The following is a 25,340-nucleotide window of genomic DNA, read 5'->3' on the forward strand; positions in this document are numbered from 1 at the left end:
ACTGTTAATATTTCGCAAAAAACATTAGATGTCTTTTACCGTAAGTGTATTTGTATAACTTTGTGAATTAACTTAAAATCCTTACACGATGAAAAAAACCTTACTCAGCCTGTGCCTTTTAATGGCATCCTTCGCAGCATTTGCTCAATTACCAACCTTTGGCGTTAAAGGAGGCGTAAACTTCGCTACTTTACATGCAACAGTCGATGGATTTAGTGGTTCCGGCAATTCCGGTAGCTTAACCTCATTCAATGTAGGCGCTTTTGTCGATTTCAAATTTGGAAACGTATCATTGCAACCGGCTTTAAACTTTACCGGCAAAGGCGGTTCGTCAAGCTTCGCTGTCGACGATGAAACGAGCTCAAACAGCAAAGTAAAACTTTACTATCTACAGGTACCTGTAAATGTTGTTTACCATGTACCTGCAGTTGTTGGCGACTTTTATTTTGGTGCCGGCCCATACCTTGGCATGGGTATTTCTGGCAAAGCAAAAGATGATAGCGGCAATTCCGAAGATGTTAAATTTGGCAGCGGGCAGGACGAAATTAAAAGAACAGATGCTGGTTTAAATGCCATAGTTGGCTTTAAATTTAAAACCGGCTTTCTTATCAATGCTAACTACGATTGGGGTTTAACCAATATCACCAATGTTGATGGTATTAAACTTACAAACCGCGTTTTCGGCGTTTCAGTAGGCTACGCGTTCTAATTAACCCCCAAAATTAAAGAGGATTCTGCTCCTCTTTAAAAAGGAGGAGCCTTTGCTTCTCCTTTTTAATTTAGTATAATTGAAACCTATTAAAAACCTTTCACGTTATATTTATAAAACCGTAATATTATAAACCGATTGCTCTCCCGTTTAGAATCATGAAAAAATTATTACTGATACGCCACGCAAAAGCCACTCATGAAAGTGGTTATATTGATTTTGACAGGCCGCTAAAACAATCGGGAATGCAGGATGCGGTTTTAATGGCTACCCTATTAAAAGGGCAGTTGCAAATTCCTCAAATTATCATAACAAGTCCGGCGCTTCGTACAAAAACTACTGCCGATATTTTTGCCAACCAGTTTAAATTATCTGCCCCCCGCGAGGATAAAAGAATTTATGAAGCAAGTGAAAATACCTGGGTAAAAGTAATCAACAGCCTGCCCGATGAGTATGATTTTATTGGCATAGTTGGCCATAACCCGGGCATAAGCCAGATATTATACTACCTTACCAGTCAGTTAAAAGAAATGCCTACCTGCGCCGTGGCAGTCATAACTTTTGAAAATGACAGCTGGCAATCTATCAGTGAAGAGGATGGAAAACTGGTACATTTTGATTCGCCGAAGGGATAGTTTTAAGTCCGAAGTCTTAAGTCTATAGTCTTTAGTTCTAAGTCGAAAGATTTTAAAACAGATAGTCACTTTTTGACTTAAGACTTAGAACTTAAAACTTCAATTCACCTTATAAGTTTTCCCCGGCAGCGAGCTGATATAACCCTGCATCTCCATATTTAGTAAGTTCATTGCCAGCTGGCTCATAGGCATATTGGCCTTCAGCGTAAGATCATCGATAGCAACCGGTGTGCTGTTTTGCCGAAGTATATCCATGATCAGCCGTTCATCGTCCGACAGATCAAACGGTAGCATAAATTGCTCAACAGGCTTATTAGTATCATTCTTTTCCCAGCCCAAACTAAAAGCCAGATCAGCAGTACAGGTTAGCAGGCTTGCTTTATTATTGCGGATCAGGAAGTTACAACCTTCAGAAAATTCGTCGCCTAACCGGCCTGGAAAAGCAAATACATCCCGGTTATAAGAATTGGCTATTTCGGCCGTGATAAGTGCACCGCCCTTTATACTGGCTTCAATCACTACTGTTGCGTCGGCAATACCGGCAACAATCCTGTTTCGCTGCGGAAAGTTTTCCCTATCGGGATTGGTTCCCGAAGGATATTCAGACAATAATCCCCCGTTTTGAAGCATTTTATCAGCTGTAGCACGGTTTTGAGCAGGGTAAAGTCTATCAAGCCCATGGCCAAGTACACCTACGGTTGGCAGATTGAGTTTCACGCATTCTTTATGAGCAGCTACATCAATACCATGCGCCAGGCCACTTACTATTAAAACGTTATATTGCTTTAATTCCTCAATCAACTGATGACATAACTGTCGGCCATAATCTGTGGCATTCCGGGTACCCACTATACTAATGATATGAGGAGGGTTAAGATCCATTTTCCCCTTTGCATAAAGCAACACCGGCGAATCGTGGCAATTTTTTAGGCGTTTAGGATACCGGGGATCAGTATAAAAAATAACATCTATACCTTGTTGTTCTATAAACTTAAGCTCCTTTTCGGCCTGCTTTAAAGCATCATCAAAATCCCATTTTACAGCCCGCTTCTCTCCTATTCCCGGTATCCTGGTCATTTTTTCGGGCGAAGCTTTAAACACCTCTTCTTCATTGCCGAGGTAAGCAATTAGTGCTTTAGCCGCTACAGGACCGAGATTTTTAACAAAAGATAAGGCAACTTTATGGAGTAATGACATTGGGTTTAGATGCGCAGATTATAGATTACAGCCCCGCAAATTATAAATATTCGGCCGATTTCCAAGTAAGATCGAACGTTATTTGAAATACAGGATATGCAGCCTGAATAACATATTCAGCTTTAAAAGTCAAGACTTCTCTACACAATTTGCATATCTGCACACCCGTAATCTGCACATCTACCAAAAAACTATAAAAATAGTTTGTAAACTATAAAAATAGTTTTATCTTTATCTAACTATAAAAATAGTTTACTATGCATATCAAAGAACTAACCAAAGCCGAGGAACAGGTAATGCAGATCCTTTGGCAACTTAAAGAAGCCATTGTTAAGGATATTATTGAGGAAATGCCGGAGCCCAAGCCCGCGTACAACACGGTATCAACCGTAGTAAGGGTGCTGGAAGGCAAGGGTTTTATCGACCATAAGGCTTATGGCAACTCGCATGTTTACTTCCCCCTCATCAGCGATGCCGAGTATAAAAAGTTCACTTTTGATAAGATGATGAAAAACTATTTCAGCAATTCGTATCAAAGCCTGGTATCTTTTATTGTGGATGAAAAAAAGATTAGCGTGAAGGAACTGGACGAATTAACTTCATTAATTGACAAACTTAAAAACGAAAAACAATGAACTGGCTGCATTACCTCCTGGAGGCAAATTTGTACCTCGGCATATTTTATGCGGTGTATTGCCTGTTTTTAAATAAAGAAACACACTACACGCTCAACCGTGTATACTTGTTATTGAGTTGCATAATTTCGTTTGTATTGCCGGTGATACAAATTGGCTGGCTAAAAGCACTCGAATCACCAACTACTGCTTTTATTATACCGCGCAACAGCAAGCAAGCTATTGACCATAAACTGGCAGCACAACCTGCTTTAGATTTTCAGGAGCTGCTGCTTTATGTTTATATATTGGGTGCAATAGTACTTACAACTGTACTTTTAGCACGACTATACCAACTGGCAAAACTTACAAAAGCCACCAAAACCCTGGTTGATGATAAGTATAAACTTATCAATATCGAAGGTTCAAATACGGCTTTCTCCTTCTTTAACTACCTTTTTATCGGCACAAAAACAGAGGCCAACAATATCATTATCAGGCACGAACTGGTGCATATCCGTCAAAAACACTCGGCTGATATTGTTTTCCTCGAGCTGATCAAGATCATCAATTGGTTTAATCCACTGATTTATTTATTGCAGATAAGCCTGAAAACCCTACATGAATATATAGCCGATGAGCAAACGGCAGCGCAGGAAAGCGATGCATTAAGCTACTCATCATTTTTAGTAAGCAACGCTTATGGGTTAAACGGCTCGGCTCTGGCACATTCATTTTTCAATTATAACTTATTAAAAAAGAGGATAATCATGTTAAACCAAAAACGTTCGGGGAAGTTAGCCAGGCTAAAATACCTCGTGGCCGTACCCATAAGCGCCGGCCTGCTTTGCGCGTCGACCTTAGTATTCAGTAAAAGCTATGGATTTATTGACCTGATGCCAGGCTCAAAAAGTACATCCACCGCAACTGTGACTTCCCATAATCCTATTGTCGACACTTCACAAGTCAACAAATTATCCACCACTGCCAAAGGCTATAAGTACGAGGAAACCGGTTACCTTATTAACAGCAAAACCGATTTCCGGGTGATCATTACCGAAAAAAACGGCGAGCAAAAAGAATACTTCAAAAGTAAAGCAACACCAGAAGAATTGGCTACGCTGAAAAGTAAATATGGCTATACCTTCCCTAAAATGATGATCTATCCAAAACTTCCGCCTCCGCCACCTGCACCGCCTGCTCCTGGCAAAAAGCCAAAAGTAACTGACGTAAAGCTTCCGCCTCCGCCACCACCAGCAAATCCGGAAAAAACAAAAAAGGCTCCTAAAGTGGTAGAAGTTCAGGAAGCCATACCTGTAGGTAACCCCGTAGCCTCGGCGCAGCCTTCGGCTTCAGTGCAATTACCCCCTCCACCGCCCCCTGCCGATCCGATGGCACCGCTTTACAAATACATAGCCAAGCATGTAAGGTATCCAGCCGCCGCACGCAACAATCGTATTACAGGGCAGGTAACTGTGGGTTTTAAGCTAAGCAACGGAAAAATAAACGGGGTTAAAGTACTCAAAACTGTTGACCCGCAAATAGATAAAGAGGTAGCAAGGGTAGTGAGTGATTTTGATGAAAAGCTTGACGGCTTAAACCAGGGCGATTATACCCTTACCGTAGCTCTTAAGCTGATAGATTCGCACGATAAATATATAGCTAACAATATTGACAAAGAAAAAAGTCAGGTTGTTGTGGTTGGATATGTAGAATAAACTATTCTTCTATCTTTCTCGACTAAATTCATTGCCGATCGGCCTAAAACCGTCCCGGCAATTTTCTGCGTTCAGACATCTTCTCTTCCTCAAATCTCTTCTTTCACAAATAGTTAAATAATTTCATTTGATATCCAAAAGTTTGTAACTTAGTAATATATCCAATAAAATTTTAACCAAACAAGGCAAACCTATCCAAATACGCTTTGTTTAATTTATACCAATTATACTTCCTGAGCCTTACCAGCAACCTGATTTTGTTCATTTTTAAACTTTATATTATGAAAAAGTTCGGTATCATTTTAGCAATTGTGGGCGTTTTAATGCTCATTGGAGGCAACTTTTTTTATGGTCATACAATCAACGCCGTAGATAGCTCAGGCAGCTCAATTATTACTACCGGCTTAAATGGCGGTTGGACTTTTAAGCTACCTGTTTTTGCCGGTGGTGCTTTATTTTACCTGGGATTTGTTTTCTGGGCTGCATCACGTACCGACAACCAGCACCATGATCATTTGATATAAAACACGCTGCAGATTCAAAGAAATAGTAGCTTTAATAAAAGAGTCATATTACTTTGTCAGGCGAAAATCTGCCTACAAAACCCAGCTTCGGGAAGCACCACGAGCAGGTAAAAACTTACGAAGTTTTTAAAACTTCGTAAGTTTGGATTAGATATCTTATAAACGGCAATGATGTTGACAGCGGGGTATTATCCCTTTACATATATCACCTGTTTGGTTTCAAAAAATTCCTCTTTGAAGTAATCTTTCAGGTTATATTGGGTAACCTTTAACCCCGATTCTTTGATCTCCAGGTCAAGGTTGCCGCCTTTTAAATACAGGATGCCGTTGGGCAATTTATTGTTAGATTCTTTGTTGAATTTACCCTTTACCCATGGATAAAAATCCTTCAGTTGAGTAACAGCACGTGATACTACAAAGTCAAATTTATCAGCAATTTGCTCGGCCCTTGAGTGCGATGCCTTTACATTTTTGAGCCCTAAGCCTGATGCTACTTCACTAACAACCTTGATTTTTTTTCCGATAGAATCAACCAGATGAAACCGGGTCTCCGGAAATAAAATAGCCAGCGGAATACCGGGAAAACCGCCGCCGGTACCTACGTCAAGCACATTTTCGCCCGGTAAAAAAGCCATAACTTTGGCAATACCGAGTGAATGCAGCACGTGGCGTTCATACAAAAGATCAATATCTTTGCGCGAAATTACGTTGATCTGGCTGTTCCAATGCTCATATAAAGCAGGCAATTTTTCAAATTGCTGCCGCTGCTCTGTACTTAAATCAGGAAAATATTGTAGAATTATTTCAGATGTCATCCCTGTTAAAACGGTTAATAATATTGCCAAGCAGGTACCTTGCCCTAAACAATTGAGCCTTTACGGTACCTAAAGGAAGGTCAAGCTGCTGGGCTATTTCCTCGTACGAAAGCTCATCAAAATAGCGTAAAGTAATGAGATTTCTGTAACGTGTTGGCAAGCTTTCAATCAGCAATTTCAACTCCTGGGTTTGTTGTTTTTTGATAGAAGTTTCTTCCGGGTTAAGAGTATCAGCCTTAATTTGCAGGGGCTTTTCATCACCTTCGTCATCCATCATACCATGAATTGACATGGTACTTAACTTCTTTTTTCGAATAAAATCGATGCAATTATTGGTTGCCACCCTAAAAAGCCAGGTACTAAAAGCAAAATCGGGCTGGTATTTTTCAAGCTTTTCAAATGCTTTGGCAAAGGTTTCAACCGTTAAATCCATCGCATCCTCCTTGTTGTTTACCATTTTAAGCACCATAAAATAAATCGAATCTTTATAACGGTGCATCAGGTCAGCATAGGCTTTTTGATCTCCCTGCCTTGCTTTCACAACCAGGTGAAAATCATTCTTTGCATTTTCGGTAAAGTTGGCGTTTATTTCCATTGAGTAGTTTTTAAAAAGGTACCGATCAATCCAAAAACGTTTAAATACATATAATACAATATGTCAAAAAAGGGGAGATACCACAAAAGGTCTTTGCCATTAAGTTTCTTAAATATACGATTATAAATGGCTATTTGTAATATCAACCGAAAAACGCACAAACCTAATGCCAGTAACGGCTCATATCCTAAAATAAGGAATAATATCAATAAAATATAGAATATAAAACCACTAACCGCATCAAAACTAAGCATACGCCTGTGCTGGTTTTTATACAATTTACCCACACCCATGTGGCGTTTTTTTTGCTTAAACCACGATTTAAATGTGGTTTTAGCTTCTGTAAACATAAATGATTCGGGGCTCAATTCAACTACCGTATTATCGGGAGTAGCATGTTGGTTAACAAACAAATCATCATCGCCGGATATTACGTGCATGTGCGACGCAAACCCTTTTGCACTAAAAAATAACGTTTTTGTATAGGCAAGGTTACGGCCAATACCCATATAAGGGTCGCCGGTTAAGGCGCTGGAAAGATAGTTTGTTGCCGTTTTAATAGTTTCAAAACGGGTAAAAGTGTTAATGAAACCACCTGCCTTATAATAAGGAGAGTAGCCTAAAACTATTTGCACCCCACTTGTAAAATTGGCGGCCATGCGGCTTATCCAGTTTTCGGAAGCCGGTTTGCAATCAGCATCGGTAAATAAAAGATATTCGTTTTTTGAGGCCTTGATCCCCAATGTAAGGGCAAACTTTTTCCCGGTTTTAAAACGGTCATGCTCAGTAATGGTAACAACTTTAAGGCGGGAATAGCGCTTTTGCATCTCCTCCAGCACCTCATCTGATGCATCGTACGAGCAATCGTTAATAACAACTACTTCAAAATCGGTGTAGTTTTGCTCAAGTATGGAAGGCAAATTTTCCTGCAAATTGCGGGCCTCATTACGGGCGCTTATAATAACAGAAACGGGGATCATGACCTGCGGCGGCGGTCCTTCGGCGGGTTTATAGCCTGCAAGGCGGGTGTGTCTGCTTACCAGATAATACAGCTGAACTATAAAACAAAGCTGAAAAAGAATAAAAAGCGCGTCGTGTAAGTACGTTTCCAAACAAAAAAAATAATGAGGCAAATTTGTTAAAAATCAATGAAATTAACCGCCAATATCAGCGTTAATTTGAAGTTTAATGTGCTCTTATTTCACCCCCTTCAAAATAAAAACACTTTAATTAACATGGTTTTAATATTCAGCACGTTTATAAATAGCTTTTATCCTGCTATAGCCTTTGAAACGGCGGGCATGAGGCTTTTTTTTGTTAATTTTGCAACCCTAAAATGAAATTTAACTTAACAGCACAAGACCCGCTTTCAAAGGCCCGCGCCGGCGAGATCACTACCGACCACGGTACTATACAAACTCCTATTTTTATGCCGGTAGGTACCGCAGGTACCGTAAAAGCAGTACACCAGCATGAACTTAAACAGGATATTTCGGCTCAAATTATACTGGGTAACACCTATCACTTGTACCTGCGTCCGGGTTTAAACACCCTTGAAAGCGCCGGGGGACTGCATAAATTTAATGGATGGGACGGCCCCATCTTAACCGATAGCGGCGGCTACCAGGTATATTCACTAACAGAAGTACGCAAAATTAAAGAGGAAGGCGTTACGTTCCGTTCACATATCGACGGATCAAAACACCTCTTCACTCCCGAAAATGTGATGGATATCCAGCGCGTAATTGGCGCCGATATTATCATGGCTTTTGACGAATGTACACCTTACCCCTGCGATTATAATTACGCAAAACGATCAATAGAAATGACCCATCGCTGGCTTAAACGCTGCTGTGATAGGTTTGACAGCACCCAGCCAAAGTACGGTTACAGTCAAACACTTTTCCCTATTGTACAGGGTTCGGTCTATAAAGATCTGCGTGTGCGTTCGGCCGAAGTGATTGCTTCATATGAGCGCGAAGGCAATGCCATCGGCGGTCTTTCTGTAGGTGAACCTGCCGAAGAAATGTATGCTATGACCGAGATAGTATGCAATATATTACCAGAGCAAAAACCACGCTATTTAATGGGTGTAGGCACACCGGTAAACATCCTTGAAAACATAGCCCTGGGCATTGATATGTTTGATTGTGTTATGCCAACCCGCAATGCCCGCAACGGCATGCTTTTCACCAAAAACGGTATTATAAATATCAAAAACGAAAAGTGGAAAAACGACTTTTCGGCTATTGAAGATGACAGCGATCTGTTTGCAGACAGAGACTACAGCAAGGCTTATTTACGCCACTTGATCCATTCGGGCGAGATGCTGGGTGCTCAGATTGCTACACTGCACAATCTACATTTTTACCTTTGGCTTGTTAAGGAAGCCCGGAAAAAGATTATCGCCGGCGAGTTTTACAACTGGAAAAACATCATGGTAAAACGCCTTGGCCAGCGTTTATAAAAGCCTGAAAAGTTAAAAACCATCACAAGAAAAACATGATTACTAACAATCAAATAGCCTGCAGATGAAAGCTTTTTTTAAAAAACATTTAAAGATCATCGATAGGTTTATTATCGGAAAATACCTGGGCACTTTTTTGTTTACCATGGGTATTTTCATGGTAATTTCTGTAGTGTTTGACGTGTCAGAAAAGCTGGATAATTTTTTGAATAAGCACGCCAGTTTTCATGATATTGTATTCAGATATTATGCGGGTTTTATACCTTTTTATTTGAATATGTTATCGCCATTGATCAACTTTTTGGCGGTAATTTTCTTCACCGCCAAGATGGCAAACCAAACTGAAATTGTTCCGATATTGAGCGGAAGGGCAAGCTTTAATCGCTTTTTACGACCATATGTAATTGCCTCTACCATCATATTTGTGGTATCATTTTTTGCAAATGTTTACCTTATTCCGTTTACAAATCGCCTCAAAATCGACTTTGAAAATGCCAACGGAATGATGGATAATGACCCAACCAAAGTTGAAGTTCACATGCAAATTGACAAGCACACGTTTGTTTATCTCGCCAATTACGACCCGACAACCCACCTCGGTTATAATTTTATAATGGAAAAATTTAACGGTGACACTTTGCGCGAGAAACTAATTGCCAATACAATTCAGTACGATTCGGTAAAAAGAATATGGTCGCTCAAAGAGTACAGTGTTAAATATGTGAACGGCATGAAGGAACAATTCATCAAGAGTTTCACACCAAAAGACACTGTTTTAGATATGCACCCGAGCGATTTTATTGTATACGATAATGTATATCAAGCTATGTCATTAAGCGATTTGAATAAGAATATTGACAAGGAAAAACTGCGCAGACCCGAGTATTTAAAGGCTATTTATTTTGAAAAATACCACCGGTTTGTTTACCCGTTATCGGCATTTGTGCTAACACTTATTGGCGTTTCCATATCCTCAAGAAAGGTACGCGGCGGCGTTGGTTTGCCACTTGGGATAGGCATCCTGTTATGCTTTGCTTATATAATATTAGAGCGGTTTGCACTTGTATTTTCGGTAAAAGGGGGCATGACACCTTTAATAGCCGTGTTCATTCCTAATATCATTTTTGGCATTTTAGGCTATTACCTGCTTCTAAAGGCACCCAAATAATGACACAAAACACCCCTTCATCCCCAAATAAGAACCTAATTATCCTTCATTTTACGGTTTTTGTGTGGGGATTTACCGGAATTTTAGGCGCTCTGATCACGATTTCGGCCGTACAATTGGTGTGGTTTAGGGTACTTATTGCTTTTTTATCGCTGTTTTCGTATTTCAAATTCAATAAAACCGATTTTAAAGTCGACAGAAAAACGCTGATCAAACTGGTGTTTACCGGGGGAATTGTGGGCGGACATTGGATCCTTTTTTTCGCCGCTATCAAGCTTTCCACAGTTGCAGTTACCCTGGTTTGCCTTTCATCCATCACACTTTTCACCGCCATTTTTGAGCCGATCACCAATAAAAAAAGCATTTCAAAACTTGAAATTTTAGCCGGTCTTTTAATTATCACCGGTATTGTTTTGATTTTTAAATTTGAAAGCAGATACACTAAGGGCATCATAACCGGGCTTGCAAGTGCTGTTTGTGCAAGTCTTTTTTCCATCATCAACTCGCGCCAGGTGCAAAAAGTACCGGCACCGGTCATCGCATTTTATGAGCTTTCCGGAGCCTTTGTGTGGATTTCGACATACCTGTTTATAACCTCCGGCTACACCCGGGCCATGCTATTGAAGCCGGCTGATATCGGCTACCTGGTGCTGCTTGGCACCGTGTGCACATCCCTTGCTTACGTGGCCGGTGTATCTGTAATGCGTGAGCTTTCGGCATTCAGAGTTGCCCTGATCACTAACCTTGAGCCGGTATACGGCATCATCCTGTCGTTCATTTTTTTTGGTGACATTAATAAAATGACGCTTGGTTTCTGGGGTGGCGCACTCCTCATTTTGTCTACAATTTTTCTATATCCCGTAGCCCGAAAGCAAATTACCCAACGCAAAAGCAGGGCTTGATCTTTTACATTTTTCACCTCCTTGCTTCATAAAAGCGGTTGAAAAACCGTACTTCCGCCAGCTACCTGATAGCTGTTTGAAAACTCAAATCTGCGCTGCATTTTTAATTTCCAACCCAAAATAGGGGCAAAATCCCCATGTCCGTTTTGGCCATTTTTAGCCCTTTAGAGCGATCCTAATTTTTTAAGGTATTCCGGGCTCAAACAACACTTCAGCGCAAAACAGCGGCAAAATCCGTTTTTTACTTAGTGTACTAAATTCAAAATATAAATTCAGGACACCAATTTCCATAAACCCACTTTTGCTTACTTTTTTTTAGCATGAAAATTTCAGATATTGATTTAATTAAATAAAATATAAGTTTTAAAATCAGATATTTATATAAATTATATAAACAAACAATCAAACACAATAAGCCTAAGTAAAATCGCAAAAAACTAAAAATATTAGCAAATAAAATAATCACATTAAAAAGTCATCATATAAATTTAAAAATCAAATAATTAAATTACGTTATATAACGTAAAAGTTTCAAATCAGACAAGAACGGAAATGACTTTACAAAGTGTAGTGAAGTAATAATTCAGGAATCAAAAAAAATCAGCGCCCATCTCCCGTCCGTATACAAAATCTGTTTTCGTGCTGATTTTTTTTCGCTCTCGTACGATTGTCGTGAAGAAATTTAAGGCGTTAAGATTTTCCAAAAACGCAAACGCCAGGAAAGCACAGCGCGCAAATCTTACCTCTAAAAAAAGAGCACTAAAGTTTTGGATGGCGTACGCTCATTCTGTTTTTCGGGAGAGAGATCGCCGGCAGACGAAATCCTAAAATCTAATGAGCTACGGAAATACCAGACATCGCTGCCGGCAGTAAATATGTGGAGGTAAAAACATGGAGCATCCTCCCGCTCCGATCGAATCAGATTACGAAGGATCAATTTGCCAGAGATCAATTTTTATTAAACATTTAAAAAGCGGATATTGTATTACTCTAAAACCAACATCCATCATGAGCATTAAAACAATAGTCATTGTAGCCATCGCAGTTTTGCTTACCATCGTGCTGATGCAAAATACCGAAGAGGTTTATTTCAAATTTCTGTTCGCCACATTCAGGGTATCTAAACTAATGATGATGCTTGTAGTTGCCGTAACCGGTTTTGTATTGGGGCTGATTGTTGCCTGGCCAAAAAAACAGAAATTCGATATTGAGGGCTATCATGACGCCATACACAAAAAAGACAACACCGATACACTAAGTGACGAAGACAGAGAATACATCAGCTAATATGAAAACAACAATTGGATTTATCGGCCTTGGCCACATGGGCATCAACATGGCCAAAAATCTTATCGCCTCGGGATACCATCTGCAGGTTTACAATCGCACACTTTCAAAAATTGACGAGCTCGGCGCCGGCAACGTAACCAGGTGCCTGAGCCCAGCCGAAGCGGCGGCAAACGTGCCATTTTTGATCTCTATGGTGTCGGATGACGAAGTGTTGCGAGAATCGGCTGTAGGCGACGGCGGAATTTTAAAAACGCTACAGCCAAATGCTGTGCACATATCCATGAGTACCATTTCGCCGGATACTTCTGAAGAATTGGCCAAATTACACGAGCAGGCCGGAAGCCGTTACCTCGCCTCCCCGGTGTTTGGCAGGCCCGAAGCGGCGGCTGCGCGCAAGCTCTGGATTTGCGTTTCAGGCGACGAGCAAACTAAAAATGATGTCCGGCCGATCCTCGATTTATTGGGACAAGCGGTTATAGATTTTGGCCCTTCTGTTGGTGGTGCAAACGTGGTTAAAATAGCAGGCAATTTCATGATCATGGCCTCCATGGAAATGATGGCCGAAGCATTCACCCTCGCTGAGAAAAACGGACTAAGCCGAACACAGGTTTCCGAGTTTTTTGGCTCGACACTTTTCAACGCCCCCATCTTCCAAAATTATGGGAAGCTCATTGCAGGTAAGCAATACGAATCTGTGGGCTTTCAATCAAAACTTGGCTATAAAGACGCGCGCCTGGCGTTCAAATTATCGCAGACAAGCGAGATGCCTATGCCCATCGCAAACGCGGTACACGGCCGCTTATTAACCGCCGTAGCCAAAGGCTGGGGAGAACGAGACTGGGTAGAAGGAATAGGTCGCGGTGTGAGCGAAGATGCTGGAATTTGATTTCGGATTTCGGATGTTCGATTTCGGAATTGTGATTGATGATTTCTGAAATTAATGCCCGATATAAAATAAGATGCCGGATGAAATATTGATCGTTTTACAGATCGATAATTCGTCCGGCATTTTTGTATCTAACAAAACAACTTAATTGGATAAACAAGTCGTTTAAGTTCAGACTTACGAAGCTTTAAAACCCTCGTAAGTCTGTTATTATAACACCAAGTCGTTACCAGGAACGAAGCAATCCCAAACTATCGTGGAGCGCCCCTGCTACTTCGCAATGACACTTTTATTTTTATTACTGGGCAGCTTCCCAAATCCAGCTAAATACGAAATTGAACATCCCAATTCCGAAATCATAAATAGAACACTTCGTTCTCCCCTTCCAAAAATTTCAGATCGGGAGTTTCGGCAAAAATGCCAAACACGGATGCACCGCTTCCACTCATACTGGAGTAGATAGCACCGGCTTCATAAAGGGCAGCTTTGATGCCCCGGATCTCCACATGGTTTTTAAAAACGGTTTGCTCAAAATCATTTTTGATAAGCTTCTTCCAATCGGCAATTGGCTCTCTGATCAAATCAAAAAGCGAGTCCTTTACAAGCGTCGGCTTTATACCACGAAAAGCCTCTCCCGTTGACACATGAACAGGCGGCATTACCAATACTATTTTATATGCCGAGAGATCAAGTTTGATATTTTCAAATTCATCACCCCGTTCAAAAGCAAATACCGGTTTGTTCTCAACAAAAAAGGCGCAGTCGGCGCCCAGGCGACGGGCATAATCGGTCATCTCTTCAACGGATAAACTAAGCTTAAATTCGTCGTTCATCAGCCTGATAAAAAACGCCGCGTCAGATGAGCCACCACCCAAACCCGCGCCTATCGGGATATGCTTATGCAGGTGGATGCTTACGGGTGGCAGGTCATAATCCTGCTTTAGCATATGATAACCTTTAACACAAAGATTATCCTCCATCAGTCCAGGGATGTCCAAGCCGCTTGAAGTAAAACTAAGCCTGTCGCTCTTCACCACTTCAAGGGCGTCTTTAATGTCGATAGGGTAAAAAATGGTTTCGAGATTATGATAACCATCCGGCCGGCGTTCGGTAATATTGAGGCCGATGTTTATTTTTGCATTCGGAAATAAAATCATACAAAGTAATTAACACGAGATGTATTTGCCAACATCCGTAGGAAACCAAAGGTAGATTATTTTTCTTTGCCCTTTGAAACTTTGGTCATTGAGTCATTAGGTCAGTGGTTCATTGGTATCGCTTGTATAAGCCTTTAAAGCTATACACTATCAATACCCATGCAAATACTAATGAACTAATGAACAAGTGAACTGATGAACTAAACAAAATAAAATGAAACAGTATCTCGACCTGATGAGGCATGTGATGGAAACCGGCGCGCAAAAGCATGACAGAACCGGCACCGGTACGGTAAGTGTGTTTGGCTACCAGATGCGTTTCAACCTTAAGGATGGTTTCCCGATGGTGACCACCAAAAAGCTCCACCTCAAATCAATTATCCACGAGCTTATCTGGTTTTTGAGCGGCGACAGTAATATCCGTTATCTGAAAGAAAACGGCGTACGCATCTGGGACGAATGGGCCGACGAGAACGGCGACCTTGGCCCGGTGTATGGTAAACAATGGCGCTCGTGGCCAACGCCTGATGGGGGCCATATCGACCAGATACAACAGGTGGTAAACCAGCTTAAAAACAATCCCGATTCACGCCGCATTATCGTATCGGCATGGAACGTTGCCGAGGTTAACCAAATGGCCCTGCCTCCGTGCCATAGTTTGTTTCAATTTTATGTGGAGCCCCCTAACCCCCTGAAGGGGGAACTGAAGGGTAAACTTTCATGTCAGTTATACCAAAGGAGCGCTGATATATTCCTGGGTGTTCCGTTCAACATTGCATCTTATGCCCTGCTCACCATGATGATGGCACAGGTATGTGATCTTGACCTTGGCGACTTTGTACACACGCTTGGTGATGCTCATTTATACAACAACCACCTGGAGCAGGTGCGCCTGCAGTTAACCCGCGATCCGCGTCCGCTGCCTACCATGAAAATAAATCCGGAGGTAAAAGATATCTTCTCATTTAAGTTTGAAGATTTCACTTTAGAGAACTATGATCCATGGCCGCACATTAAGGCCGAGGTGGCAGTGTAGTTCATTTGTTCACTGGTTCATTAGTTCATTGGTATAAGGCGTAGATTGAGTTTACGATTTCAACAGAATTTTGTTATCCTTACAGAATTAAAAAACTACCCGTCATTGCGAGGTACGAAGCAATGACGCATTGAAAAATAAAGGTTCAGATGCTCAGCACCAATGAACCAGTGAACAAATGAACTAATGATTTTATCCATCATCGTAGCCATAGCAAAAAACCACGCTATCGGTAAAGACAATAAATTACTCTGGTACCTGCCTAATGATCTGAAACATTTTAAGGATGTAACTACCGGTCATACCGTGATCATGGGGCGTAAAACTTTTGATTCGGTTGGTAAACCTTTACCTAAGCGCCGCAATATTGTAATTACGCGGCAAGCCATCAGCATTGAGGGCTGCGAGGTGGTGCCATCTGTCGAAGCAGCTATTGAGCTTTGCAAAGCCGAGGATGAAGTTTTTATTGTTGGCGGGGCCGAGATCTACCGGCAGTCTATCCCGCTAACTGATCGCATATATCTCACCATAATTGACCAGGATTTTGAGGGGGATACCTTCTTCCCGGAGTTAAATCCGGACGAGTGGCAGGAAAAAGATCGCGAAGATTTTGAGCCCGACGAAAAAAACAAGTATAAATATTCGTTTATCACACTTGAGCGTCGCTAACATTTTTTGTCATGATTTTGTTTTAATTTAAAATTTTGTGCTTACGAAATTTTATTAGATTTGCTGCCTTATTAAAAAAAGCTTATAAACTAATTTATTACATATTAAAAATTCGATGCAAGGCAAAGGGGTTATTAAATTTTTCGCCATACTACTGGCAGTTGTGTGCTTGTACCAGCTATCATTTACGTGGGTGGCACACAAAGTTGAGAGTGATGCCAACGTATATTCAAAGGGTGATTCTGCGAAATATAAAGCTTACTTGGATTCTGTTTCCAATCAGCCGGTATATCCGCTATTCAAACATGACTATGCTTATGTAAAGCAAAGGGAAATTGCATTAGGTTTGGATTTAAAAGGTGGTATGAACGTTACCATGCAGATCCAGCTTGATGAACTGGTTAGGAAAATCGCCAACAACAATCCTGATGCTACTTTCAATCAGGCTTTGGCTAATGCCGATAAATTGCAGGCCAACGCTCAAACCAGCCAAAAAGACTATATTGCATTATTTGTAAGCGAATACGAAAAGCTCAATCCTAATGGTAAGCTTGCCGCCATCTTTTCAACAAAAGATAACCAGGACCACCTGAAGTATAATGCTTCAAACAGCGAGGTTAAAACTTACCTTGAAGACCTGGCTTCAACTGCGGTTAAACAATCATTCACTGTTTTGAACACACGTATCAACCAGTTTGGCGTAACCCAGCCTAACATTCAGTTGCAACAAGGTTCAAACAGGATTTTGGTTGAGCTACCAGGTGTTAAAGAACCAGAGCGTGTTCGTAAATTACTTTCAGGCTCTGCAAAACTGGAATTTTACGAAACTTTTGATAATGCCGAGGCTTACCAATACCTGATCAACGTTGACAACCTGCTTGCTGCAAAAAGCAAAACCGTTAAAGCGGATACAGGTAAATCAGCAAAAGCTGATACCACTGCTAAACTTGCTGCCGGCAAAGCTGATACTGCTAAAGGCAGCTCGTTATTAAGCAAAGTTCAGAAAAACGCTGCTAAAAACGATACTTCAGCCGCTTCATTAAGCAAAACCAAATTAGCTGCACAACACCCGTTGTTTGCAGTAATGTCATTAAACGTTGGCCAGGGAGCAAACGGCCAGCAGCAATTAGGCCCGGGCCCTGTTGTTGGTTACGCTCCACTTCAGGATACTGCTAAAGTAAATTCATACCTGCACAGTGCCGATGCGCAGTCAGTTATTCCGCGCAACCTGAAATTTTTATGGGAAGTAAAACCTATCAAAAACACCAAAACCTTTGCATTATACGCTATCAAACTTACAGGTGCCGAAAACGGCCCGGTATTATCAGGTGACGTAATTAACGATGCCCGTGCTGATAATGACCAGAAAGGCAGCCCTGAGGTTGTGATGATCATGAACTCGGAAGGTGCCCAAAAATGGCGTGCAGTTACTGCTGAAGCATCATCAGGTACTAACAAAAAGGCTATCGCTATCGTATTGGACGATAACGTATACTCTGCTCCTACTGTGCAAAACGAAATTTCAGGTGGTGTATCATCAATCTCTGGTAACTTCACTATTGATGACACCCGCGACTTAGCCAACGTGTTAAAAGCCGGTCGCTTACCGGCTCCTGCCCACATTGTATCTGAGTCAATTGTTGGTCCGTCATTAGGTCAGGAAGCTATTACTGCCGGTATTACTTCAAGTATTTTAGGTTTAGTTGTGGTATTGATCTTCATGATCGCTTATTACAACCGTGCAGGTACTGTAGCGGTAGTTGCGGTAATCATCAACATCTTCTTCCTGATGGGTGTATTAACCAGCTTAGGCGCTGTGTTAACCGTACCGGGTGTTGCAGGTATCGTATTAACCTTAGGTATTGCGGTAGATGCCAACGTACTGGTTTACGAACGTGTACGTGAAGAGCTTGGCTTAGGCAAATCATTAAGGGTTGCTGTTGCCGATGGTTTCAAACATGCATTACCTTCAATCCTCGACTCACAGATCAGTACATTCCTTACCGGTTTAATCCTGTTTGTATTCGGTTCAGGTCCTATCCAGGGCTTTGCAACCACGTTGATGATCGGTATCGCAACTTCATTGTTCTGTTCATTATTGATCTCAAGGGTTATATTCGAGTGGATGCTTGACAAAAACATGGATATTAAATTCTCAAATCCATGGAGCTCACATACCTTTAAAAATGCAAACTTCGCTTTCGTTAAAAACCGTGGCAAGTTCTACATTTTCTCAGGCTTGTTCATTGCTGCAGGTTTGGTATCTATCTTTACCCGCGGATTTACCTACGGTGTGGATTTTGAAGGCGGCCGTAATTACATTGTTAGCTTCCCTAACAAAACCGTTACTACCGAGCAGATCCACGATGCTATTGATGCTACTTTAGGTCGCAGCACCGAGGTTAAAACTATGGGTACCGATAAATTCAGTATCACTACCAACTACCTGTTTAATGATAACTCAACTGCTGCTGATGCTAAAGTAAGGGCAACCCTTGTTAGCACATTAGCTAATAAAGCTGAAACTAAAATTACCGACAGTAATATTTTAGGTGGTTCAAAAGTAAGTGCTACTATTGCCGATGAGTTAAAAACATCAGCTATCTACACCGTATTGTTTGCTATCTTCGTAATCTCGGCTTATATCCTGATCCGTTTCCGCAAATGGCAGTTTAGTCTGGGTGCGATGATCGCGACCGCGCATGATGCGTTGTTGGTATTATCGTTCTTCTCATTGTTCAATGGTTTCCTTCCGTTCTCACTGGATATTGACCAGGCGTTTATTGCGGCTATCCTTACTGTAATTGGTTATTCAATTAACGATACCGTGGTAGTATTTGACAGGATCCGTGAATTCCTTGAACACTCTAACAAAAACGAAAAACCGGAAGAGGTTATTAACAAAGCTATCAACAGCACATTGAGCCGTACAATCATTACTGCATTAACCGTAGTATTCGTATTGTTAGTATTGTTCATCTTTGGTGGTGACGTTATCAAAGGCTTCTCGTTCGCGTTATTGATTGGTGTTCTTTTCGGTACATACTCGTCGATCTGCGTGGCAACACCGGTAATCGTTGACTTTGGAAAGAAAGACCTTAAATAAGATAAAGTTTAAATAATCTGAAAGGCTCCAAAGTAATTTGGGGCCTTTTTTGTTATAGTCAATCGCTGCTAAAAACACACAAAACAGCCGACAGTTGGTGTTGCATATCCTAAACAATGAAGTATAATTGCATTGTACTTCAACATGCATTATAATTGGCGGCACGGTGATTGTGCAATCATCTGTATATAGATCACAAGTGCCTGTAAAAGAACATATTTTTAATAATAACCTGCTCATGAATACATCCAATGATTCCAAATTTCCTTTAGTAGTAATAGTGGGCGGCGGCTTCGGCGGCCTGCAGGTGGCAAAACAACTAAAGGACAAACCAGTAGACGTTTTGATGCTTGATAAGCACAACTACCATACATTTCAGCCCCTATTGTACCAGGTGGCCATGGGCAGCCTCGAATCCGAGTCTATCGCGTTCTCCTTAAGGAAGAATTTTGCCAGTCAAAAGAACTTCAGGTTCAGGATTGCCGAAGTAACCAGGGTTGATGCGGATAACAACATGCTCGAAACAACCATAGGTAATATCGCCTATGATTACCTGGTGATAGCAACGGGCTCAACCACCAACTTTTTTGGAAATAAAGATATCGGGCATTATGCCATGCCGATGAAATCGATCCCCGAGGCGCTGAACCTCCGGTATTCGATTTTGCAGAACATTGAGGAAGCCCTGCTTAAAGTGGGCAAGGCCGAGCGCGACCCTTACCTTACCTTTGTGCTGGTAGGTGCCGGGCCAACAGGAGTTGAACTTGCAGGTTCATTGGCCGAGCTCCGTAACCACGTGTTGACCAAAGACTACCCCGAGCTTAAAAAAGAGGATATGAAGGTATACCTGGTCGACTTTCTGCCCAAAGTACTCGGACCTTTCTCTGAGCAGGCATCCAACGCGGCACGCACATTCCTGACCAATATGGGCGTGGAGGTATTAACGGGTGTTAAGGTAGAGAGTTATGACGGTGAGGAGATAAAGTTTGAAGGCGGCAAAACTATCCGCACCAAAAACGTGATCTGGAGTGCCGGGGTTATGGGTGTTGTACCCGAAGGTTTTGATAAAAACGTTATTGAACGTGGAAATAGAATAAAGGTTGATAGCGTTGGCCGCGTTGTTGGCTTTAACAACGTATTTGCCATTGGTGACGTTGCTGCCATGATCACCGACGAAACACCTAAGGGGCACCCGGGCGTGGCGCAGGTAGCCATACAAATGGGGCAACATGTGGCTAAAAACATCATTCACATCATTAACGGTGAACAAACCTCGCCGTTTAAGTACAATGATAAAGGTTCATTGGCTACCATTGGCCGTAATAAGGCAGTGGCTGACTTAGGCAAAGTGAAGTTCCAGGGATTTTTTGCCTGGCTGGTGTGGATGTTTGTGCACCTGATATCGCTTTTAGGCGGCCGTAACAAGGTGATCGTATTTATTAACTGGGTATCAAGCTATGTAACCTACAATGGCGGCACAAGGCTTATAATCCGCAAATTTGAGCGCGAAGGTCTAACTGAAGATCAGCATTTGCCTAACGCGGTTGATTAGTTTAAGTTTGAAGTCCGGAGTCGGAAGTCAGAAGTTTTAAGTTGGAAGTTTAGTGTTTTGTAAACTAAATTGATGACTTTTGATTTAGTACTTAAGACTTTCGACTTAAAGATGAACATCAAAATAACCGAATGCCCCCGCGATGCCATGCAGGGTATTCATAATTTTATTCCTACTGAGATAAAAGCAGCGTATATTAACCTGCTTTTACAGGTAGGTTTTGATACGATAGATTTTGGGAGCTTTGTATCGCCGAAGGCCATCCCCCAACTACAGGACACAGCCGATGTATTGAAGAGGCTTGACCTAAGTAATACCAGTTCAAAGCTGCTGGCTATTATAGCCAATTACCGCGGAGCTGAAGACGCTGTGAAGCATAGTGAGATTACCTATCTGGGGTACCCCTTTTCCATTTCCGAAACTTTTCAGCTCCGGAATACAAACTCAACCATTGAGCAGGCCTTTGAAACTGTACAACGGATAAATGAATTGTGCCAGAAAAGCGGTAAGCAATTACTTGTTTATCTTTCCATGGGTTTCGGAAACCCTTACGGCGATGAATGGAACACCGGCATCATTGAATACTGGGCAGAAAAAATGATAGCCGAAGGTATAAAAAACATCGCCCTTGCCGATACCATAGGCATTGCAGATGCAGCGCAGATCAGCAGCATTTATCCTAATCTTTGCCGTTTATTTCCAAAAACGGAGTTTGGTATTCATCTCCACTCTACTCCCGATACCTGGCAGCCCAAAATAGCGGCCGCCCATCAAAGCGGATGCAAGCGTTTCGATACTGCATTGAAAGGCTACGGAGGCTGTCCGATGGCTAAAGATGACCTTACAGGCAATATCGCCACCGAAAACCTACTTGCTTATCTTAAAATACAAAACGAACCTACAGGGCTTAATATGGACAAATTTCAGGAAGCGATGAACTATTCGGGAAAGGTCTTTGTCTGAATCAGAATTTATAGAATTTAAGGATTTTCAGAATGCAGCTAACATTATATCTGCCTAAATAAAGTGAAGAACATTTATTCTGTTAATTTTAAAATTCTGCAAATTCTGATTCAGACAACCTTTACGCTGCCGCGCTCTTAGCCGCTTTTGCAGCTTTGCTTTTCACCACCCGGTCAAAATTTTCCATTACCAGTACAGCTGCGCCAATCAATTCAGCATCAAAACCAAGCTCTGATACCAGCAGCTCTGTACCTGCAGCCAGGCGCGGGATACAATACTTGTGCAGCGCTTGTTGTATTGGGGCTGTTAAAATTTTAGCCACTTTGGCTCCGCGGCCACTTAACACAATAATTGCCGGGTTCATGATGTGAATGAGGATGGCCAGGGCCTTCCCTATTTTGTAACCGGCGTCTGATAAAAGTTCAATAGCAAACTGATCGCCGTTATTGGCAGCTTCTATCAGGGCATCGCCCATCAGTTTAGAATGATCTTCACCGTTGTATTTCAAGCTGGTTACACGGCCTTTTTTGATGCCCTCTATAGCTTTACGGGCCACCACAAGCAGCGAGGCTTCGGCTTCGAGACAGCCGCGCTTACCACATTCGCAAAGGGAGCCATCTTCTGATAACGGAATATGACTCAATTCCCCGGCAAAACCGTTGTGACCGCGAAATAGCTTGCCGTTTACAATCATCCCCAAACCAATACCCCAACCCAGGTTAATTACCATAACTTCCTGCTGTGATTTGGCTATACCGAATTTTTGTTCGGCGAGCGCAATGAGGCTCGAATCGTTATCGATATAAGTTGCGATGCCTGTTTTTGAAGTAAGATAAGCTGTCAGGCTTTGTCCACCGGCATCAAGGTAAGTGTAATTGATGCCTTCGGTAATATTTATAAATCCTGGCATACCGATGCCTATACCGGCAATTTTTTCTTTTGGGATGCCACTATGTACAATATAGCCATTAATCTGATCGACCAGTGTAGGTAAAGCCTCCGGATTATTAAGCAGTTTAAGCTCAAAAGTAAGCATATCTGCAACCGGGTTGTTTAACAGATCAAACATCTGGATGCGGGCGGTAAGCTGATCAAGTGCAATTGCTAAAATATGCATGGCGCTTGATTTTACCGAATACATTAACGGGCGACGGCCGCCGCTTGAGGGGGCATAACCCTGCTCAACAACAAAACCCTCGTGCATTAATTCGTTTATAGCTTTGGCTATAGACGGAATACTTTTATCAAATAACTCACTTAATCCTGCGCACGACATGGCCTTATTAAAATAAAGCCTTTTAATGATCATATTTTTTAACTGGCTGCCTTTTACCCCTTTATTCGTAAGTTCCATCAACAATTATTATAGTTTGGTTTATAACAGGCAACACCTTAGTGTTCTGAATTTTATAAAATTAAAAATAAAGTTATTAAGTACAACTGTAAATATTACAGTATTAAACCTGTTGTAAGTACATGGACACTATTAATACACCATTTGCCTACAACGCACAAAAATATCTATTATATCCGTGTACGATATAAAATAAGCGAAAGTTTTGATTAAAAATTTAGTTTTAGAGCATGTTTGAATCTGACAACTAACTATGGCAGCAGCCAAAACCGCCAGCCATTCCAGTATTCATCATATTGCGACCTGAAGCTTTGCAGTTGAAGCGATAAAGGTAAACCGTATGAAAAAGCAAAGGCATCGTACATTTGCCCTTCGCTAAAGTTAACAACGCCTTTAGTTTTCAAATTATACACTTTATACCCCGAATCAACCGACATACAAAGGTTATCGCCCTTCAAAACAAAAGTTTTTACATGTACTTGTTTATTTGTGCCTTTGGGTGTAAAATATGCAAACTGATCATCTTGCTTTATCGCTTCACCATGTCCTAAAGGGATCCGTGCACCATCGCCAAAGCCATGATCTCCATAATAGGTAAATGAAAAAACAACCAGCAACAAGCTTATAACCGCATATGCTGCAAATACTTTAGGCCACTTGAAGCCGGTATATTTTTTTTGCGCTTTTAAAATCAACACCCATAAAAACCAGATCAGGGGTGTATAAATTAAGCCAAGAATAAGCGATTTAATTACAACAAATAAAAAATGGAGCAGTACGGTCATAAGGCAGTTAATCTTTTTCAATTTGCATAAACATCCAGCGCTGGCCTTCTAAATCAGCAGCACGGTAGCGGGTGCCGGGATATCCATATTCAAGTTCGCTTAATATTGTGGCGCCTTTGTTTTTTGCGATATTGTAATGTTGTTCAACATCTTGTACGTATACTAAAATCCCGTTGATAATATATGGTACGGCACTCCATTTAGCAGCGATATCACAATTTTGAGCGTGATGAGCAGGACCCTGATAATGCGGCGTAGGTTCGGCCAGCATAACCAAACTATTGCCCATTTTAAGCTCGCCATGAGTAAGCCGACCGGCGTCATTGGTCATCCGTATATTTTCTGTGAAACCAAAAACATCACACAGCCAGTCCATAGCCGCAATGCCATCTTCATAGGCAAGCATAGGGATTATATGTTGGTTATTGTTCATTGGTTTACGCTTTAGTGTTAGCAGCACTAAAGGTAAACTATTGCAGTCTATTTATCAAAGCAGCTTATTTTTCTTCCAACTGTTTTTTAAGCTTAGCAACTTCATACTCCAATTTAAGCACATATTCATTTTGCGGTGCGAAGGCTTCTTTAATTTCATCAACAGTATAGCGCGGAGTAATATGCTGCGGGCAATTCCAGTCGAAAGCTTTTACGTCAAAGATAAGCATTCGTTCGGCTGTATGTTTGTATTCAGCTGGATCTATCAGCTCAAACAATTCAGGATTATCGGCAAGCTCAACAATACGCGCATCGGCATAGATCTTGAGCCTTGTTTTATGCGGATAATCCATCAGAAATAACGATACCTGCGGATGTTCCATCACATTGCCAACCGAAATATACTGCTTGTTGCCTCTGAAATCAACCACACCGAGCGTATGATTATCTATTACTTTAATAAAACCAGCCGGGCCTCCCCTGTGCTGAATGTAGGGATAGCCGTTTTCGCCCATGCTGGCCATGTAAAAACTATCGCGGCTTTCAATAAACATTTGTTCAAATTCTGTAATGCCATCCTTATCAGCCATAGGGTTTTCCATGCGGGCGTATGCATCCCGGCTACCGTATTTTTCCTGTAATTTTTTAACACCATCGGTAAAAGCAAAGCGTGCAAAGTTCATAATGTAAACAATTTTAAGGGGTAAAATACTTATGCCCGCCTTGCGGTGCAAGGCGGGCATAAGGGTGTAAACTATAAATTATA

24 protein-coding genes are annotated in these 25,340 nt (G+C 41.5%); 15 read left to right on the forward strand and 9 right to left on the reverse strand.

Going from position 1 to position 25,340, the window contains the following annotated elements; all coding sequences use genetic code 11:
• Positions 1-88 precede the first annotated feature (88 nt).
• Together AC59JO_RS00905 and AC59JO_RS00910 are read left to right on the forward strand one after the other, a co-directional pair.
• Complete coding sequence (locus tag AC59JO_RS00905) at positions 89-709, forward strand: porin family protein (RefSeq protein ID WP_413668751.1); 621 nt, start codon at positions 89-91, stop codon at positions 707-709.
• Positions 710-867: 158 nt separating this feature from the next.
• Positions 868-1,344 (forward strand): SixA phosphatase family protein, encoded by a 477-nt coding sequence (locus AC59JO_RS00910; RefSeq protein WP_413668752.1) that lies wholly within the window; start codon positions 868-870, stop codon positions 1,342-1,344.
• A 99-nt stretch (positions 1,345-1,443) separates the two neighbouring features.
• Here AC59JO_RS00910 and dprA read toward each other — a convergent pair whose 3' ends face one another.
• Positions 1,444-2,541, reverse strand: coding sequence for a DNA-processing protein DprA (dprA, locus tag AC59JO_RS00915; RefSeq protein ID WP_497302801.1), 1,098 nt, complete (start codon positions 2,539-2,541; stop codon positions 1,444-1,446).
• A gap of 257 nt (positions 2,542-2,798) precedes the next feature.
• Here dprA and AC59JO_RS00920 point away from each other — a divergent pair, with 257 nt between their 5' ends.
• The 3 genes from AC59JO_RS00920 (at position 2,799) to AC59JO_RS00930 (ending at position 5,397) form a co-directional block, all read left to right on the forward strand.
• The gene (locus AC59JO_RS00920; protein WP_091210684.1) at positions 2,799-3,176 is read left to right on the forward strand and encodes a BlaI/MecI/CopY family transcriptional regulator; all 378 of its coding nucleotides are present in this window, start codon (positions 2,799-2,801) and stop codon (positions 3,174-3,176) included.
• A complete protein-coding gene (locus AC59JO_RS00925) occupies positions 3,173-4,873 on the forward strand; it encodes a M56 family metallopeptidase (RefSeq protein ID WP_497302802.1) in 1,701 nt (566 codons plus the stop codon). The genes AC59JO_RS00920 and AC59JO_RS00925 overlap by 4 nt, the downstream gene beginning before the upstream one ends.
• 281 nt (positions 4,874-5,154) lie before the next feature.
• A complete protein-coding gene (locus AC59JO_RS00930) occupies positions 5,155-5,397 on the forward strand; it encodes a hypothetical protein (protein WP_413668755.1) in 243 nt (80 codons plus the stop codon).
• A gap of 188 nt (positions 5,398-5,585) precedes the next feature.
• Here AC59JO_RS00930 and rsmG read toward each other — a convergent pair whose 3' ends face one another.
• Genes rsmG through AC59JO_RS00945 form a run of 3 tightly spaced genes read right to left on the reverse strand, consistent with a single transcriptional unit; the run spans position 5,586 to position 7,919 of the window.
• Positions 5,586-6,212 (reverse strand): 16S rRNA (guanine(527)-N(7))-methyltransferase RsmG, encoded by a 627-nt coding sequence (gene rsmG, locus AC59JO_RS00935; RefSeq protein ID WP_413668756.1) that lies wholly within the window; start codon positions 6,210-6,212, stop codon positions 5,586-5,588.
• Positions 6,202-6,807 carry an RNA polymerase sigma factor gene (locus AC59JO_RS00940; RefSeq protein ID WP_413668757.1) on the reverse strand — a complete coding sequence of 202 codons (606 nt, stop codon included), beginning with the start codon at positions 6,805-6,807 and terminating at the stop codon, positions 6,202-6,204. The genes rsmG and AC59JO_RS00940 overlap by 11 nt, the downstream gene beginning before the upstream one ends.
• On the reverse strand, positions 6,798-7,919 hold the full coding sequence (locus tag AC59JO_RS00945; RefSeq protein WP_413668758.1) for a glycosyltransferase: 1,122 nt from the start codon (positions 7,917-7,919) through the stop codon (positions 6,798-6,800). The genes AC59JO_RS00940 and AC59JO_RS00945 overlap by 10 nt, the downstream gene beginning before the upstream one ends.
• A 224-nt stretch (positions 7,920-8,143) precedes the next feature.
• Between AC59JO_RS00945 and tgt the strand changes: the two genes are divergently transcribed.
• The 5 genes from tgt (at position 8,144) to AC59JO_RS00970 (ending at position 13,520) form a co-directional block, all read left to right on the forward strand.
• The gene (gene tgt / locus AC59JO_RS00950) at positions 8,144-9,274 is read left to right on the forward strand and encodes a tRNA guanosine(34) transglycosylase Tgt (RefSeq protein WP_413668759.1); all 1,131 of its coding nucleotides are present in this window, start codon (positions 8,144-8,146) and stop codon (positions 9,272-9,274) included.
• Positions 9,275-9,338: 64 nt separating this feature from the next.
• Positions 9,339-10,442, forward strand: a complete 1,104-nt coding sequence (locus AC59JO_RS00955) for an LptF/LptG family permease (protein WP_497302803.1) — start codon at positions 9,339-9,341, stop codon at positions 10,440-10,442.
• Positions 10,442-11,344, forward strand: coding sequence for a DMT family transporter (locus tag AC59JO_RS00960; RefSeq protein WP_497302804.1), 903 nt, complete (start codon positions 10,442-10,444; stop codon positions 11,342-11,344). Before AC59JO_RS00955 ends, AC59JO_RS00960 begins: the two co-directional genes overlap by 1 nt.
• 1,008 nt (positions 11,345-12,352) lie before the next feature.
• The gene (locus AC59JO_RS00965) at positions 12,353-12,631 is read left to right on the forward strand and encodes a lipopolysaccharide assembly protein LapA domain-containing protein (protein ID WP_413668762.1); all 279 of its coding nucleotides are present in this window, start codon (positions 12,353-12,355) and stop codon (positions 12,629-12,631) included.
• A gap of 1 nt (position 12,632) precedes the next feature.
• Positions 12,633-13,520, forward strand: a complete 888-nt coding sequence (locus tag AC59JO_RS00970; protein WP_497302805.1) for an NAD(P)-dependent oxidoreductase — start codon at positions 12,633-12,635, stop codon at positions 13,518-13,520.
• Between the two features lie 356 nt (positions 13,521-13,876).
• Here the strand turns inward: AC59JO_RS00970 and ispE are convergent, their stop codons facing one another.
• Positions 13,877-14,677 carry a 4-(cytidine 5'-diphospho)-2-C-methyl-D-erythritol kinase gene (ispE, locus tag AC59JO_RS00975; protein WP_497302806.1) on the reverse strand — a complete coding sequence of 267 codons (801 nt, stop codon included), beginning with the start codon at positions 14,675-14,677 and terminating at the stop codon, positions 13,877-13,879.
• A 214-nt stretch (positions 14,678-14,891) separates the two neighbouring features.
• Here ispE and AC59JO_RS00980 point away from each other — a divergent pair, with 214 nt between their 5' ends.
• The 5 genes from AC59JO_RS00980 (at position 14,892) to AC59JO_RS01000 (ending at position 22,003) form a co-directional block, all read left to right on the forward strand.
• Positions 14,892-15,713, forward strand: coding sequence for a thymidylate synthase (locus tag AC59JO_RS00980; RefSeq protein WP_497302807.1), 822 nt, complete (start codon positions 14,892-14,894; stop codon positions 15,711-15,713).
• A gap of 186 nt (positions 15,714-15,899) precedes the next feature.
• Positions 15,900-16,382, forward strand: coding sequence for a dihydrofolate reductase (locus AC59JO_RS00985; protein WP_497302808.1), 483 nt, complete (start codon positions 15,900-15,902; stop codon positions 16,380-16,382).
• 115 nt (positions 16,383-16,497) lie between these two features.
• Positions 16,498-19,488: a protein translocase subunit SecDF gene (gene secDF, locus AC59JO_RS00990; RefSeq protein WP_497302809.1), complete on the forward strand. Its 2,991-nt coding sequence runs from the start codon at positions 16,498-16,500 to the stop codon at positions 19,486-19,488.
• Positions 19,489-19,726: 238 nt separating this feature from the next.
• Positions 19,727-21,040, forward strand: coding sequence for an NAD(P)/FAD-dependent oxidoreductase (locus tag AC59JO_RS00995; RefSeq protein ID WP_497302810.1), 1,314 nt, complete (start codon positions 19,727-19,729; stop codon positions 21,038-21,040).
• Between the two features lie 72 nt (positions 21,041-21,112).
• The gene (locus AC59JO_RS01000) at positions 21,113-22,003 is read left to right on the forward strand and encodes a hydroxymethylglutaryl-CoA lyase (protein WP_413668769.1); all 891 of its coding nucleotides are present in this window, start codon (positions 21,113-21,115) and stop codon (positions 22,001-22,003) included.
• A gap of 121 nt (positions 22,004-22,124) precedes the next feature.
• On the opposite strand, the gene AC59JO_RS01005 is transcribed toward AC59JO_RS01000, so the two are convergent.
• The 4 genes from AC59JO_RS01005 to AC59JO_RS01020 all read right to left on the reverse strand — a co-directional run bounded on the left by AC59JO_RS01005 (position 22,125) and on the right by AC59JO_RS01020 (position 25,257).
• Positions 22,125-23,357: an ROK family protein gene (locus tag AC59JO_RS01005; protein WP_413668770.1), complete on the reverse strand. Its 1,233-nt coding sequence runs from the start codon at positions 23,355-23,357 to the stop codon at positions 22,125-22,127.
• Between the two features lie 251 nt (positions 23,358-23,608).
• Positions 23,609-24,142, reverse strand: a complete 534-nt coding sequence (locus AC59JO_RS01010) for a hypothetical protein (protein WP_413668771.1) — start codon at positions 24,140-24,142, stop codon at positions 23,609-23,611.
• A gap of 7 nt (positions 24,143-24,149) precedes the next feature.
• Positions 24,150-24,575: a VOC family protein gene (locus AC59JO_RS01015; RefSeq protein ID WP_413668772.1), complete on the reverse strand. Its 426-nt coding sequence runs from the start codon at positions 24,573-24,575 to the stop codon at positions 24,150-24,152.
• Between the two features lie 64 nt (positions 24,576-24,639).
• Positions 24,640-25,257: a pyridoxamine 5'-phosphate oxidase family protein gene (locus AC59JO_RS01020; RefSeq protein WP_413668773.1), complete on the reverse strand. Its 618-nt coding sequence runs from the start codon at positions 25,255-25,257 to the stop codon at positions 24,640-24,642.
• Positions 25,258-25,340 lie beyond the last annotated feature (83 nt).

Source organism: Mucilaginibacter sp. A5337 (assembly GCF_059690695.1).

Excerpts from the sequence above, each read along its gene's own strand:
- tgt (WP_413668759.1), top strand. The coding sequence starts at position 8,144 with ATGAAATTTAACTTAACAGCACAAGACCCGCTTTCAAAGGCCCGCGCC.
- AC59JO_RS00930 (WP_413668755.1), top strand. The coding sequence starts at position 5,155 with ATGAAAAAGTTCGGTATCATTTTAGCAATTGTGGGCGTTTTAATGCTC.
- ispE (WP_497302806.1), bottom strand. The coding sequence starts at position 14,677 with ATGATTTTATTTCCGAATGCAAAAATAAACATCGGCCTCAATATTACC.
- AC59JO_RS00905 (WP_413668751.1), top strand. The coding sequence starts at position 89 with ATGAAAAAAACCTTACTCAGCCTGTGCCTTTTAATGGCATCCTTCGCA.
- rsmG (WP_413668756.1), bottom strand. The coding sequence starts at position 6,212 with ATGACATCTGAAATAATTCTACAATATTTTCCTGATTTAAGTACAGAG.
- AC59JO_RS01005 (WP_413668770.1), bottom strand. The coding sequence starts at position 23,357 with ATGGAACTTACGAATAAAGGGGTAAAAGGCAGCCAGTTAAAAAATATG.
- AC59JO_RS00965 (WP_413668762.1), top strand. The coding sequence starts at position 12,353 with ATGAGCATTAAAACAATAGTCATTGTAGCCATCGCAGTTTTGCTTACC.
- AC59JO_RS00925 (WP_497302802.1), top strand. The coding sequence starts at position 3,173 with ATGAACTGGCTGCATTACCTCCTGGAGGCAAATTTGTACCTCGGCATA.
- AC59JO_RS00920 (WP_091210684.1), top strand. The coding sequence starts at position 2,799 with ATGCATATCAAAGAACTAACCAAAGCCGAGGAACAGGTAATGCAGATC.
- AC59JO_RS00955 (WP_497302803.1), top strand. The coding sequence starts at position 9,339 with ATGAAAGCTTTTTTTAAAAAACATTTAAAGATCATCGATAGGTTTATT.
- AC59JO_RS00910 (WP_413668752.1), top strand. The coding sequence starts at position 868 with ATGAAAAAATTATTACTGATACGCCACGCAAAAGCCACTCATGAAAGT.
- AC59JO_RS01020 (WP_413668773.1), bottom strand. The coding sequence starts at position 25,257 with ATGAACTTTGCACGCTTTGCTTTTACCGATGGTGTTAAAAAATTACAG.
- AC59JO_RS00940 (WP_413668757.1), bottom strand. The coding sequence starts at position 6,807 with ATGGAAATAAACGCCAACTTTACCGAAAATGCAAAGAATGATTTTCAC.
- AC59JO_RS01010 (WP_413668771.1), bottom strand. The coding sequence starts at position 24,142 with ATGACCGTACTGCTCCATTTTTTATTTGTTGTAATTAAATCGCTTATT.
- secDF (WP_497302809.1), top strand. The coding sequence starts at position 16,498 with ATGCAAGGCAAAGGGGTTATTAAATTTTTCGCCATACTACTGGCAGTT.
- AC59JO_RS00960 (WP_497302804.1), top strand. The coding sequence starts at position 10,442 with ATGACACAAAACACCCCTTCATCCCCAAATAAGAACCTAATTATCCTT.
- AC59JO_RS00985 (WP_497302808.1), top strand. The coding sequence starts at position 15,900 with ATGATTTTATCCATCATCGTAGCCATAGCAAAAAACCACGCTATCGGT.
- AC59JO_RS00995 (WP_497302810.1), top strand. The coding sequence starts at position 19,727 with ATGAATACATCCAATGATTCCAAATTTCCTTTAGTAGTAATAGTGGGC.
- AC59JO_RS00980 (WP_497302807.1), top strand. The coding sequence starts at position 14,892 with ATGAAACAGTATCTCGACCTGATGAGGCATGTGATGGAAACCGGCGCG.
- AC59JO_RS01015 (WP_413668772.1), bottom strand. The coding sequence starts at position 24,575 with ATGAACAATAACCAACATATAATCCCTATGCTTGCCTATGAAGATGGC.
- AC59JO_RS00970 (WP_497302805.1), top strand. The coding sequence starts at position 12,633 with ATGAAAACAACAATTGGATTTATCGGCCTTGGCCACATGGGCATCAAC.
- dprA (WP_497302801.1), bottom strand. The coding sequence starts at position 2,541 with ATGTCATTACTCCATAAAGTTGCCTTATCTTTTGTTAAAAATCTCGGT.
- AC59JO_RS01000 (WP_413668769.1), top strand. The coding sequence starts at position 21,113 with ATGACTTTTGATTTAGTACTTAAGACTTTCGACTTAAAGATGAACATC.